This is a genomic window from Sphingobium sp. ba1 (genome assembly GCF_000743655.1).
GTDB lineage: Bacteria > Pseudomonadota > Alphaproteobacteria > Sphingomonadales > Sphingomonadaceae > Sphingobium.
Genome location: NZ_JPPQ01000069.1, coordinates 1077365 through 1089480, shown reverse-complemented (window position 1 = coordinate 1089480; position 12116 = coordinate 1077365). Strand labels below are relative to the sequence as shown.

Annotated in this window: 19 protein-coding genes and 1 tRNA gene; 8 read left to right on the top strand and 12 right to left on the bottom strand. The window is 61.1% G+C overall.

The features are described from left to right. The first annotated feature begins 202 nt into the window (after positions 1 to 202). Positions 203 to 278 (top strand) — tRNA-Lys (locus IL54_RS08345). Positions 279 to 626: 348 nt separating this feature from the next. On the opposite strand, the gene IL54_RS08340 is transcribed toward IL54_RS08345, so the two are convergent. The 6 genes from IL54_RS08340 to IL54_RS08315 form a co-directional block, all read right to left on the bottom strand. Next, complete coding sequence (locus IL54_RS08340) at positions 627 to 2150, bottom strand: acetyl-CoA hydrolase/transferase family protein (protein ID WP_202807662.1); 1524 nt, start codon at positions 2148 to 2150, stop codon at positions 627 to 629. Positions 2151 to 2236: 86 nt separating this feature from the next. After that, entirely contained in the window at positions 2237 to 2473 is a 237-nt protein-coding gene (locus IL54_RS08335) for a hypothetical protein (RefSeq protein ID WP_037474728.1), read from the bottom strand. Positions 2474 to 2503: 30 nt separating this feature from the next. Beyond that, the gene (locus tag IL54_RS08330) at positions 2504 to 2905 is read right to left on the bottom strand and encodes a DUF302 domain-containing protein (RefSeq protein ID WP_037474726.1); all 402 of its coding nucleotides are present in this window, start codon (positions 2903 to 2905) and stop codon (positions 2504 to 2506) included. A gap of 33 nt (positions 2906 to 2938) precedes the next feature. After that, positions 2939 to 3364, bottom strand: a complete 426-nt coding sequence (locus IL54_RS08325; RefSeq protein ID WP_037474723.1) for an OsmC family protein — start codon at positions 3362 to 3364, stop codon at positions 2939 to 2941. Between the two features lie 125 nt (positions 3365 to 3489). Continuing rightward, positions 3490 to 4146, bottom strand: a complete 657-nt coding sequence (locus tag IL54_RS08320; RefSeq protein WP_037474722.1) for a DUF924 family protein — start codon at positions 4144 to 4146, stop codon at positions 3490 to 3492. A gap of 20 nt (positions 4147 to 4166) precedes the next feature. Beyond that, positions 4167 to 4493 (bottom strand): TraR/DksA family transcriptional regulator, encoded by a 327-nt coding sequence (locus IL54_RS08315; protein WP_037474721.1) that lies wholly within the window; start codon positions 4491 to 4493, stop codon positions 4167 to 4169. Between the two features lie 260 nt (positions 4494 to 4753). Here IL54_RS08315 and IL54_RS08310 point away from each other — a divergent pair, with 260 nt between their 5' ends. Then, positions 4754 to 4996, top strand: a complete 243-nt coding sequence (locus tag IL54_RS08310; protein WP_037474720.1) for a YdcH family protein — start codon at positions 4754 to 4756, stop codon at positions 4994 to 4996. A 192-nt stretch (positions 4997 to 5188) separates the two neighbouring features. Here IL54_RS08310 and IL54_RS08305 read toward each other — a convergent pair whose 3' ends face one another. Both IL54_RS08305 and IL54_RS08300 read right to left on the bottom strand, forming a co-directional pair. Further along, positions 5189 to 5734, bottom strand: a complete 546-nt coding sequence (locus tag IL54_RS08305; RefSeq protein ID WP_052027766.1) for a DUF4126 domain-containing protein — start codon at positions 5732 to 5734, stop codon at positions 5189 to 5191. 230 nt (positions 5735 to 5964) lie between these two features. Continuing rightward, complete coding sequence (locus IL54_RS08300; RefSeq protein ID WP_037474719.1) at positions 5965 to 6303, bottom strand: hypothetical protein; 339 nt, start codon at positions 6301 to 6303, stop codon at positions 5965 to 5967. Between the two features lie 397 nt (positions 6304 to 6700). Here IL54_RS08300 and sciP point away from each other — a divergent pair, with 397 nt between their 5' ends. From sciP to IL54_RS08285, 3 genes are all read left to right on the top strand, one after another. After that, entirely contained in the window at positions 6701 to 7000 is a 300-nt protein-coding gene (gene sciP / locus IL54_RS08295; protein WP_037474717.1) for a CtrA inhibitor SciP, read from the top strand. A gap of 78 nt (positions 7001 to 7078) precedes the next feature. Beyond that, positions 7079 to 7486 (top strand): DUF4332 domain-containing protein, encoded by a 408-nt coding sequence (locus tag IL54_RS08290; protein WP_037478131.1) that lies wholly within the window; start codon positions 7079 to 7081, stop codon positions 7484 to 7486. Between the two features lie 10 nt (positions 7487 to 7496). Next, positions 7497 to 7835, top strand: coding sequence for a hypothetical protein (locus IL54_RS08285; RefSeq protein WP_237748821.1), 339 nt, complete (start codon positions 7497 to 7499; stop codon positions 7833 to 7835). 134 nt (positions 7836 to 7969) lie between these two features. Here the strand turns inward: IL54_RS08285 and IL54_RS08280 are convergent, their stop codons facing one another. Beyond that, a complete protein-coding gene (locus IL54_RS08280) occupies positions 7970 to 8170 on the bottom strand; it encodes a dodecin family protein (RefSeq protein ID WP_037474713.1) in 201 nt (66 codons plus the stop codon). 48 nt (positions 8171 to 8218) lie between these two features. Continuing rightward, positions 8219 to 8602 carry a DUF3597 domain-containing protein gene (locus tag IL54_RS08275; RefSeq protein WP_037474711.1) on the bottom strand — a complete coding sequence of 128 codons (384 nt, stop codon included), beginning with the start codon at positions 8600 to 8602 and terminating at the stop codon, positions 8219 to 8221. A 149-nt stretch (positions 8603 to 8751) separates the two neighbouring features. Here IL54_RS08275 and IL54_RS08270 point away from each other — a divergent pair, with 149 nt between their 5' ends. From IL54_RS08270 to IL54_RS08260, 3 genes are read left to right on the top strand one after another with little or no spacing between them, the layout of a single operon-like run. Then, positions 8752 to 9339 (top strand): DUF937 domain-containing protein, encoded by a 588-nt coding sequence (locus tag IL54_RS08270; RefSeq protein WP_237748820.1) that lies wholly within the window; start codon positions 8752 to 8754, stop codon positions 9337 to 9339. Positions 9340 to 9394: 55 nt separating this feature from the next. Continuing rightward, positions 9395 to 10150: an aquaporin Z gene (gene aqpZ / locus IL54_RS08265; RefSeq protein ID WP_037474706.1), complete on the top strand. Its 756-nt coding sequence runs from the start codon at positions 9395 to 9397 to the stop codon at positions 10148 to 10150. A gap of 13 nt (positions 10151 to 10163) precedes the next feature. After that, the gene (locus IL54_RS08260) at positions 10164 to 10430 is read left to right on the top strand and encodes a GlsB/YeaQ/YmgE family stress response membrane protein (protein ID WP_006952121.1); all 267 of its coding nucleotides are present in this window, start codon (positions 10164 to 10166) and stop codon (positions 10428 to 10430) included. A gap of 108 nt (positions 10431 to 10538) precedes the next feature. Here IL54_RS08260 and rnk read toward each other — a convergent pair whose 3' ends face one another. Further along, positions 10539 to 10943 (bottom strand): nucleoside diphosphate kinase regulator, encoded by a 405-nt coding sequence (gene rnk, locus IL54_RS08255; protein WP_037474700.1) that lies wholly within the window; start codon positions 10941 to 10943, stop codon positions 10539 to 10541. A 235-nt stretch (positions 10944 to 11178) separates the two neighbouring features. After that, a partial coding sequence (locus tag IL54_RS08250) for a rod shape-determining protein (protein WP_037474697.1) occupies positions 11179 to 12116 on the bottom strand: 938 nt, incomplete at its 5' end.

Sequence of the window (12116 nt, the reverse complement as noted above, 5' to 3'; positions counted from 1 at the left end):
GCGTGGGGATCATCATGGCCATCGACCGCAGCAACCGCCGCAGCAGCGGGCATAGAAACTGGGCGTGAGGCCGGTGCGATGTCACGGCGCTGAAACTTTTTGCGCCGCAACGCAATTTAGGGTTTGCGAATCCGGCCGACGCTGCTAATTGCCCGCCCACGCCAACGGACACTGGCTCTTCCAGACAGTCCGATGCCGGTGTGGACGCATAGCTCAGTTGGTAGAGCAGCTGACTCTTAATCAGCGGGTCCTTGGTTCGAGCCCAAGTGCGTCCACCAAATTATCCATATATTTCAACGTATTAAATGGCCCTTGGGCCAACCGGATTTCCGCTCGCAGATCGCTAGGTAGCTCTCTAGGTAGCAGCGGATCCGGCGACGGTTGATCAAGGTATTGCGACGAAAAGCTGGCTCCAGCGTGTGCTCGAGCCTGTCTTGCTCTATCAACACTTGGGGTTCAGTGACCCGGATTGAGAATCGCGGCGTTTTTCCGCAGTGCTTCGACAACTGTATCGGTCACTGCCCGCACTCTCGGCATGTGGCGCATGTCGTGGGTGCGGGGAACCTCTGATCCACTGCAACTCGCAGTCAGGAGAAGGAACACCGACAATGACGCGGCGCTAAGCCTCATTGGGTGCCAGGCGATTGCATGGAACCCGTCGTGATAAAGCGCTGGTGCCAGGCCAGCGCCTCGGTCAGCAGCGCCGGCGAATGCTTGCCGTAGGAATCGCGCAGGGCGCGCTCGTAATAATCGGCGAGCATGGTCCGGTAGTCGGGGTGGACGCATTTCTCGATGATGAGCCGGGCGCGCTGTTTCGGCGCTAGCCCGCGCAGATCGGCAAGGCCCTGCTCGGTCACGACCACCTGCACATCCTGATTGATATGGTCGACGTGGCTGACTTGCGGCACGATGGTTGAAATCGCCCCACCCTTGGCCGTGGATGGCGCCATGAAGATCGAAATATAGGCATTGCGGGCAAAATCGCCCGAGCCGCCGATGCCGTTCTGGATGGCCGATCCCATGACATGGGTGGAATTGACGTTGCCGTAGATATCCGCCTCGATCATGCCGTTCATGGCGATACAGCCGAGCCGGCGGATCAGCTCTGGATGATTGCTCATTTCCTGCGGGCGCAGGATGATCCGTTCCCGGTAGCGGTCCATTTCGGCATTGAGCGCATGCGCTGCTTCCGGGCTGAGTGAAAACGCGGTCGACGAGGCCATCCGCAGCTTGCCCGAGGTGAGCAGCTCCAGCATCCCATCCTGCAAAACCTCGGTATAGGCGGTCATGTTCTCGAACGGGCTGTCGATCAGCCCCGTCAGGACGGCGTTGGCGATATTGCCGACGCCCGATTGTAGCGGCAGCAGATTGTCCGGCAGCCGCCCCTTGGCCACTTCATGCGCGAAGAATTCCATCAGGTACCCGGCAATTAGGAGTGCGCTCTGGTCGGGCGCCTTAAACGCCTGGTTGCGATCAGGCGTGTCGGTTTCGACAATGGCGACGATCTTGGCAGGATCGCAGCGAAAGGTGGGCTGGCCGATCCGGTCATCGGGCCTGATCAGCGGGATCGGCACGCGGTGCGGCGGCAGGGCCGTTCCATAATAGATGTCGTGCATTCCCTCGAGCGCCGGGTTCTGCCAGCGATTGACCTCAAGGATGATCTGGTCTGCGCGGTCCAGCCAGGTCTTGTTGTTGCCCACTGACGAGGCGGGGACAAGCGAACCATCTGGCAGGATCGCGGTTACTTCGACCAGCGCGGTATCCAGCGGGCCGAGGAAGCCCTGCCACGCCATCGGCGCGACCTGGCTGATGTGCATGTCGAAATAGTTCATTTCGCCGCGGTTGATCTGTCCGCGGGCGATCGGATCGGAATTGTAGGGCAGGCGAAAATCGATGCCCTTGGCCTTGGCCAGTGCGCCGTCCAGCTCGGGACCTGTCGAGGCGCCGGTCCACACGCTGATCGCGAACGGATCGCCGGCCGCGTGTGCCGCCTCGATCCGCCGCGCCAGCGCCTGCGGCACCGCCTTGGGATAGCCCGCGCCGGTAAAACCGCTCATCCCCACGGTCGTGCTCGGCGCGATCAGCGCCGCGGCCGCCTCGGCGTCCATCACCCGGGACTGGAGCAATGGATGGGCAATGCGTGACGTCATCAAACTGGGCTCCATCGGGCCTATCGGATTAGAGGTTGCCAATGGGCCCGACTTGGCATGAATCTGTGTAGACTTTGAATTGGAGCTCAGAGCGCCTTCTTCAGCCGCTCGTAGGACGCACGCAGCTCGTCAGCCAGGATCTCCAGCGCCGACTTGATGTTCTGTTCGCTGTCATGAAGGCCTGCTTCGGACACGAAGTGGTTCCATTTGGTTTCGGCTTCCTGCCATTCCTGCTGAGCTTCCATGCTGCCCAGATGGGCCTGCACCTTGGCCTCATCGCGCAACGCGGCGAGTTCCGTCTTCAGATTTTCCAATGCGCTCATCCTCTTCCTCCTGTGCTGATTTTCGATGGTCTAAATTTCGGATTGCCGCAGCCGGTCGATCGCGCGCGCGAGCTTGGCCCGGACCACCTCGGCCGCCTTTACCAATTCAGGATTGCTGATGGCCTGCATGGACGCCACCGGGTCAATCGCCGCGACTTCAACTTCGGCCGAACCTGACTGCTGCACGATGACATTGCAGGGCAGCATCAGGCCGACCTTGTCTTCCAGTTGCAGCGCCTCGTGCGCCAATGTCGGGTTGCAGGCGCCAAGGATAGTATAGGGGCGGAAGTCGGCGTCGATCTTGGATTTGAGGGTCTGCTGGATATCGATCCGGCTGATCACGCCGAACCCCTCCGTCTTCAGCGCAGCCTCTGCGCGCGCGATGGCGTCATCGAACGGGACCTTCAACCTGGCGGAAATATAGTAGCTCATCGCCTGATTTCTCCTGTCGGGGTGCGGGTTTCGTCAGCTTGCCGCAACCGTGGTGATTACCGGCGTGCCCTCCAGCGTGCGCTGTACCGGGCAGCGTGCCGCGACCGTGATCAGCTTGTCCCGCTGCTCATCGGACAGATCCTGGCCGATGACACGGATTGTTTTGGCGAAATGATCCGTCTTTGCCGACTTTCCTTCGACCGTGTCCTTGGCATGCGTCAGGGTGACTTCCACGCGTTCGAGCGGCCAGTTCTGCTGACGGGCATACCAGCGCACCGTCATAGCCGTGCATTCGCCCAGTGCTGCCAGCAACAGGTCATAGGGCGCCGGTCCCAGGTCCCCGCCACCCTGTTCGACAGGCTCATCGCCGATGAGGTGATGGCCGGACACGTCGATGCTGACGGCAAAAGCACTTTCACCGGTCTCGACGATGTGCGCTGTTGTCGTGCCTGTACTCAAAGAACGTCTCCCCTCATGCCGTGGCCCATGCTGGGACCATAACAGGTCATTTCTCGAACTGTCTGACAAAATGCCACTTGCTTGACGTGAAGGTTGCCGGGGTCGAGAACCGTGCAGGCCTGCCGTCACAGCCGTTCTGGTTGAAATGCGCGCAGGTGCGGAAAAGCGCCCTTTCCAAGGTACTCCTGTTCCGCAGGCATCGATTGCCTGCCCAGGATCTCATTGCGGTGCGGGTGACGGCCAAATGCTGCAACGACCTGGCGGACGTCTTCGGCCTGTTTCACCAGGGATCGATAGATCGACTGCAAGTGTTCCGGGGCGGTGGAAGCAATTTCTCCCCGCAGACGGATGAGGAGATCAATGCGCTCAAGGTGGTCGGGGCCCTCCCAGTGACCGAGTGGCTGGGTGTGGGCGATCTTGAACCAGGGTGTCACAAGGGCCTGAAAGTGCCCGTTCTTCAGACCGTCCATGGCCAGCGCCAAGGCTGCGGCATCATGCGCAAATACCCGGGGCGTGCCTCGCCAGAGTGACCGTGAAAACTGATCCAGCACGACAATGAGCGAGAGCCGGCCCTCTGGTTCGTCTGCCCAATGATCGAGCGCGCCTTCTGCCCCGCGCACCGTCAGTTCCGCAAACCTGGCGACGATCGCCTCATCTGCACCGCCCTGCATGCGCCAGACCCAATGCTTGCGATGAGTCTCTGCGTCCAAATCAGCAGTGCGCCCTTCCGGAAACCAGAAATCCAGAACGTCACGCCATGGCTGAGCAGGGCTTTCGGTCATGCGCTTTCAATCGGACGAGGTCATTGCTCGCTGCTTGCGCAGGAAATGCAGAGTGCTGCTTCCGGGCGCGCCTCAAGACGCTTGGGAGCGATGGCATCGCCGCAGCGCACGCATTCGCCATAGGTGCCATTTTCGATGCGCAGCAAGGCCCGGTTGACCGACGCAATTTCGCGCGCAACCAGCGCGGCCTGCGCTTCGAGAGAGGCGTCATCCTCCATCTCGACCGCCTGTTCGGACGAATCCGGGTTCAAGGGTTCTGCCAGATCCTGAGCGAGGCGCTGCTGCCGGCCTTCGAGTTCGGTGAGTTGTTGCGAAAGGCGTGCTCGGGCGGCGTCGGCATTCGGCATGGACAATTATCCTTTCAAGTCTCCTGCCCTTTGGTAGCAAGCGCCGCCGCTGCCTGACAACGAGAAGTCCTTCGGCGCAAAGCCGGCAGGCAAGGATTCGTTGTTTTATGCCGGCCTGCAGGATTTCTTCCGGCCTTCAAGCGACGTCGACAGTTGTGCTCGCCATCCCTAGGGTTAGGGAACGGCCAGCTCCGGCGCGGCGCGAGGGATTCTTCTTGCCGTGTTTGAGACCGGGCCGTGTTTGCGATTGGAGAATTTGAATGTCGAATACCCCCCACACTCTGGGCGAAGAATTTCCTGACCAGATGGACCAGATCCACGCACTGAAGGTGTCGAACACCCGGTTCGCCAAGCTGCTGGTGGACTATGACGCAGTTAACGACGAGATCCATCGCGCAGAAACCAACATCGCGCCGGTGTCGCAGGATCGCGAAACCGAACTGCGCAAGCAGCGCCTCGCGCTCAAGGACCAGATTGCCCAGGCTCTGGCCGAAGCCGCCTGATTCGGGTTTGCAAGTTCGCCTCCCGCACGGCCACGGGCATGATGCAGGAGGCGAACCACTCTCTTTTGCTTTAGGCATGCGTCACGGGATGCCTGAAAGTCTCGCTTCAGAAAAATCTGAGGTAATCAGCTCACGGCCATGGGCTCTTCAAGACGCCGGCCGACCAGATCCGCTTCTCAGCAAGCGGCGCAGCTAGACCAGGATGAGAATCGTGCTTGCCAGCAACGCGATTGCAATGAGGCCCGCAGCCATTGGGCTGGCCAAAGTTGCGATCAAGGCGCCGCCTGTCACGGCATCCTCTCCGCTCGAAACAACGATATTGCTGACCGGCTCGGGGCTCGTATTGACGAGCGCCCTGGTCCCCGCCTTGGCTCCATGCGCAAGCAGGGTGGCTCCTCCGCCAAGGAGAAGGATGACGATCTGCCAGACCGGATTTCCGGCATCGACAATCGCGAGGGCAAGCAAGGCTCCGTCCACTGGACGAACAAGCGTGTGGACCATATCCCAGGCGCTATCGAGCCAGCTTATCTTGTCCGCGAAGAATTCGACGATTGCGCCGGCCCCGGCAATTACGAGGACCCAATAGCTGGCCAGTGCATCGAGAGACTGGAGGTGCCCCGGCATGGCGATCCACCCTAATCGCATGCCCAGTCCCACGGCGAAAATACAGAGATAGAGCCGCCAACCGGCAAGCAGGCTGATGCTTGCGGCAATGCTGATGATTTCTACTGCACTCATCCCGGTCATCCCTGCTTGGGCTCGAAGAGAGGGATCAGCCCGCCATTGCTAGATTAAGGTTCATGCCCGTTTGCAGAACGGGCTCGCAGAGAAATCCGATGGCAATCGCAAGGTGATGAGGCGATTCAGAATCGTCACCGCAGGACGATTATCTCGCAGCCATCATCCAGTCTCCGCGCTCGGGCGGCGCAGAGACTGGTATGCGGCAAGCCAGCGCGTGCAGCCCTACATCACATTGCTGATGCGACAGGCCCTTTGCCTTCCTCGGTATAAATCCGGTAAGTTTCACCTCCGGTGCAGTTCGCGACGATTGTGCCATCGCTGGCCTGACGTTCCGCCTTCGCTATGCCGTCGCACTTCTGGCCGCTAGCCGTGATGACTTCACGCGCGATGCGCGAGGGCAATCCTTCCGGAGCCTGCTTCATCGCCGCAGCGGGCGCGGCAGGTGCGGTCACGTTGGCTGTCGTTTGTGCCGTCTCTGTCGAAGCATCTGCAGGCTCTTCCGGTTTGGAGTTGCAGGCAGCCAACATCAGGCTGAGGGCAAGCATAGTTGTGGCTGGTGCTTTCATGACGTTCTCCTGTTCTTTTTGTCTAATGGGACCTCCAGCGTAGATCGTCGGCGAAGCAGGTCAACTGTCGAAGAACCGTCGAGCCACTACGCCAGGGTTCGTGTGCGACGACGGCCATCAAGAGCCTGCACCACGGAATGGCGGCACCGTTGTTGACCTTGGTTATGCCGCTCTTGTTCGCCCAGCTGAGAGTCACGGGATTGTCAGCAGGCCCGTTCACCTCGCGCCCTCCCAACAGCCCACGGCTTCTTCCGGCATCCGGGACAGCGGGCGCATGATGTTCCCAAAGCCCCCTTCTCTCACGCAATGTTAACCTCCTCCCGGCCATGATTGCTTCCACACCTTGCTGACAAAGGAGACGGCGCCAGCGCTTGCGGCCAGGCGATCGGTATTCATTATGATTGAGAACCAGAAAATCCGTCCCGCTGCGGTCATCGGGCCGCTCGGCGAGCTGCTCACCCTCGATTCGCTGCCGCCAAGAGACACCCGACGCTGGGTCGTTCGGCGCAAGGCCGAAGTGGTTGCTGCCGTCAACGGTGGGCTGCTGACCATCGACGAAGCCTGCGAGCGCTATGACCTGACCATCGAGGAGTTTGCCGCCTGGCAGCGCGCCGTCGACCGGTCTGGTATGCAGGGGCTGCGGGTCACGAAGCTGCAACACTACCGTGACCTCTATGACCGCCAACAGAAATATTGACCGGCGTTTGCATGGCCTGATCAGTCCGGTTAGGCTGGCAGTCGCAGAATAGGCAAGGCGTAAAGCAAGGAGTGGATGATGGCGTACAAGATCGATGAAATCGAAGGCATTGGAGCGAAGTACGCCGAACCCCTGCAGGCAGCGGGCATCAAGACCACGGACGATTTGCTCAGCGCCTGCGGCAGCCGCAAAGGCCGCGACGACGTTGCCACGCAAACCGGATTTTCTGCCAGCCAGCTGCTCAAGTGGGCCAACATGGCCGACCTGATGCGGATTTCAGGCGTGGGCGAGGAATATTCCGAACTGCTCGAGGCCGCCGGCGTTGACACGGTCAAGGAACTGGCCACCCGCAATGCCGAGAACCTGGCAGCGAAAATGAAAGAGGTGAACGAGGCGAATAAGCTCACCCGAGCAGTGCCTGCTGCATCGCAGGTCCAGAAATGGGTCGATCAGGCCAAGACCATGGATCCCGCGATCAGCCATTGATCGAGGGGCATTGCATCCGGACACCAGGAAATCGGGAGAGGCCATGAGCGAGAATCCGGCTCAAAAGCAAAGTGTAGAACGCCTGCCTGACCAGCGGTCCTCGATGATCACTGACGAACTGAACAAGGTCCTGACCATGCTGCAGGGCGCATGCCCCAAAGACGCGATCATCAGCTTCGATTTCGATGGCAGGCTACATGTTCATGTCGACGTGCACAGCTTCGAAGACCTGCTCAAAGTCGAGGGGATCCTGCCGATCCTGGGCGGCGGCACCTTTCACGACCTGACGCGCGGGGAAACCCCGCACCGCCCCTTCCACCATCGGCTGAGCGCGATCGTCGATCGTTGAAGGCGAACCCCGGCTCGCCCCTACGCAGCCAAGCCGGCAAGATATGAACAAAGCCGAGGACCTGCAGGGCAGATCCTCGGCTTTATCGTGCATCATCGGCAACCGTCGTCAGCGGCGACCGTATCCAAGGTGCGTCATTTGACGATGAAGGTGATCGACAGGATCACCCGCCATTCGCTGATCTTGCCATCGTTGACGGTGACCTTGGTGTCCTTGACCCAGGCACCTTCGATATTGCTCACGGTCTCCGATGCCTTGGAAATGCCGCTGGAAACCGCATCCTCAAAACCCGTCGTCGAGCTGGAAATCACTTCGATTACTTTGGCGATAGCCATGGTGCTTCTCCTGAAAATCCCCTGTTTGGGTCGCCCCCAGATTGACGATCAATCCAGAAGTTCGGCCGGAACCTTGCCGCCATTGGCCGCCAGTTCCCGCATGACCTGCTTGTGCAGCCAGATGTTCATTTCAGCGCTACCGTCAAGCGCACCGGTGTAACCGAGTTCCTGGGCGAGGCCCTTGCGCTCGGTGAGGCTGGAATCGAGGCCGAGCAGCTTCATCAGGTCGACAATCGAGGTTCGCCAGTTGAGTTTCTGGTCGGACTTTGCCGCAAGGCCACTGAGGATGGCTTCCACGTCGACTTCGGAAACCGGCTGCGGTGCGACTGGGGTCGGTGCCGCGGGAGCCGCCGTGGTCTGTGCAGGAGCAGCAGGAGCCGCCTCTGCCTTCTTGCCGAAAATGGCGTCCTTGATCTTACCGAAAAAACTCATCGCGCTTCTCCTTGCTCTCTGACATTATCCCAAAGCGAGTGTGCGGGAGCCATATTGTTTTGGCAAGTCATGGGCGATGATCATGACGTTTATCGGACACGTCTGGTGTCATTTACGAACAGGAGGCCGCAGTGAATATTGCAGACATCATGAAACAGACTGGGGCGCTTGAATCCATATCACGTGAACTGGGTGTCGACCCCGCAACAGCCCGCACCGGAGCAGAGGCGCTGCTTCCCGCCATCCTCGGCGGCTTCAAGAAGCAGGCGCAGCCCGCGCCGGGCGGTCTTGGCGGACTGATCGACATGCTGGGCGGTGCCGGCGGCGGCGGCCTGCTGGAGGCAGTGACCGGCAGTGCTCCGACCCCCGCAGCACCTGGCAATGAAATCCTGGGCCAGATCTTTGGCTCGAAGGAGGTCAGCCGGACTGTTGCTGGCCAGGCCTCGCAATCGACCGGCATCGATCAAGCGCTGCTCAAGAAGATGCTGCCGCTGCTGGCCATGGCCGTCACCGGGTATCTGGCCAGCCAGAAGGCGGGCGGCGGGGCCACTCACACCGGACAGGGCGGCGGCCTTGGCGGCATGCTGGGCCAGGTTCTCGGCGGCGAGATGGGCGGCACTCAAGGCGGAGCGGCGCAAAGCGGCGGTCTTGGCGGTCTTGCCTCGCTGATCGACCTCGACGGCGATGGCAATCCACTCGACGACATTCTGGGCATGGCAGGACGGCTCGGCCGCTGACGGGCGGCGCGGCCTACTGGTCTCATGGCACCACACAAGCGTAGGGGGAGAGCCAATGATACGCAAATTCGCAGCCGAATTCGTCGGCACATTCTGGCTGGTATTCGGAGGCTGCGGTTCGGCCGTCCTGGCCGCCGGATTTCCGGAGCTCGGCATCGGGTTCACCGGTGTCTCGCTGGCCTTCGGCCTGACGGTCCTGACAATGGCCTATGCAGTCGGCGGGATTTCCGGCGGCCATTTCAATCCCGCGGTTTCGCTCGGGCTGGCGCTGGCCAATCGGTTCTCGTGGAAGGAGCTGATCCCGTACTGGATTGCTCAGGTGGTAGGCGCGGTTGCCGCCGCAGTCGTGCTCTACGCCATCGCCTCGGGCAAGACCGGGTGGAGCGCCGGCGGTTTTGCATCGAACGGCTTTGGCGACCTGTCCCCCGGCGGCTACTCGATGCAGGCAGCCCTGCTGATCGAGATCGTTCTGACGGCAGGGTTCCTGATCGTCATTTTGGGGGCGACATCAAAGGCGGCCCCTTCAGGCTTTGCGCCGATCGCGATCGGCCTGGCGCTGACCCTGATCCACCTGATCTCGATCCCCGTCACCAATACCTCGGTCAATCCGGCCCGGTCCACAGGCGTGGCCATCTTCGCCGACACCGCGGCCCTGGGCCAATTGTGGCTGTTCTGGGTCGCCCCTCTTGTGGGTTCGGCGATCGGGGCATTGATCTGGCGGGTCATGCTGTCACCTGGCGAAGCACCGGAAAACATCGGCAACGATCAATTCGTGGACGTCAGCGTGACGCACCTGGAAATCCGCAACTGAGGAGGAAGAGACTATGGGTTGGATCATTGCACTGATCGTGGGCGGCATCGCCGGCTGGCTCGCCAGCAAGGTGATGAACCGTGATGCCTCGATGGGCATTTTCTGGAATATCGTTGTCGGCTGCATCGGCTCGCTGATCGGCAATGCGGTTGCCGGACCACTGCTCGGCATCAGCGGCAGTGTGCAGGAATTTTCTCTGACCGGGCTGATCATTGCCTTCGTCGGCGCCGTGATCCTGCTCGGGATCGTCAACATGGTGCAGCGCAGGAATATCCGCTGAACCAGGCGGACTTTCGGGTGGGGTGCGCCTCACCCGAACATCCGTCACGTTTTCCGGCTGAGCCCGAATGCCCGCGATTGTGCGGGTGGGCGATGTGCCGCCCTTACCTTATTCCTGATTTACTTCCATGATCCGCAAGGCCCGCTGCTTTCCGGCACGATCGGGCCATGCGATCGACTGCCCCGGTCTCAGGCCGAGCAATCCAGCCCCAACCAGCGACAGGATCGAAATGCGTCCCGCTTCGATGTCGGCAGCTTGAGGGTAGACAAGTTGCAGCGTGCGCTCGGCGCCACTCGCCTCGTCAACAAACTTTACAGTCGATTGCATGGCGACGACATCCCCCGGCAGCCGGGAATCCTGCACAATCCTGGCGCGGTTGATCTCGGCGAGGAGCAGTTCGGCCACCTGCGGCAGCCGTTCCTCCGCCTCGATGGCAAGATTTCCGATCCGTTCAGCGTCGGTTTCACGAATCTGGATCAGTGGCCGGGCCCGGGCCTTGCGATGGGTGGTCATGGTGTTCTCCGTCAGCGCCGGTCATGCAGGCGCGGTGCGCTGGAAAAGCGCGATGTAAAGGCTGATGGTCGGTTTTGCCCCGGACTGCGCCGGACGCGGCTCTCGCTGTCCGGGGCTATTGGCCCACGAGAAGCGAACTCGCATGGCAGCGCTGACGCTGACGTGTGGCAATCCGGAACATGACACGATGATGGCCGCAAGCGATCTTCAAGTCAAACCAGGTGTCACGCCCCGATCAGTGCAGGAGCGCCTTTTGCAGGCCGCTTGCCACGCAATAAGCGCTGTTCGAAGCAAGGGCGACATGCAGCCCGGTGGCCTGGGCCAATGCCGGCCGGACAAGATTGATGGCTGCACTGCCGCCGGTCAGGACAATGCCGTTATCGTGGATATCGCGGCTCAGTTCGGGCGATATCTGGCCCAGCAGGTTCACAACCATCCTGGTGATGCCGGCAATATGCTTTTCGACCACGGGGAGCAGATCACCTATCGGCAGTTCCAGGGCTGCGGGCAATCTGTTCACAAGGTCGCGCCCCTTCAACCGGATCGTGGCGGCAGGGGCTGCCTGATCCTGGAGCATCCTGACGATGTCGCGTTTCGCGTGTTCAGCAGTGTTCATGCCGATAAGGAACTTGTGCTGAAAATGGAGATGATCGGCAATCGCGCGATCAAGCGCATCGCCTCCACCGCGTAGGGATGCAGTCGCGCAGGTTCCGCCCAGTGACAGGACGGCCGACTCCGTCGTACCGGCACCGCATTCCACGATCATGGAGCCGCGGGGATGATCGACCTGAAGGCCTGCTCCCCACGCGGCAGCCAAGGGTTCCGTCAACAGTTCGACAGCCCCCAGACCAGCATCGTTTGCCGCGGTGAGCAGCGCGCCACGCTCTGCGTTGGTAGCGTCAGCTGGCACTCCGATGATTGCGCGAAAGGAGCGAAGCCTGCGCTGGCCGACACTCGATCGCACGGCATAGGCCAGATAGTCGCGGGCCGCCGCGATATCGCAAAGCACCCCGCGATGCAGAGGGCGCACGATCCGCAGGTCTCCGGATGCACGCTCCTGCATGGGGCCAACGGCAGCTCCGGCAGTGACCAGTTCACCGGCATCGACGCGCCCCGCGAAGCAGCAGAGCGACGGCTCATCGAACAGGACACCGCCATCAGCCGACACCACCC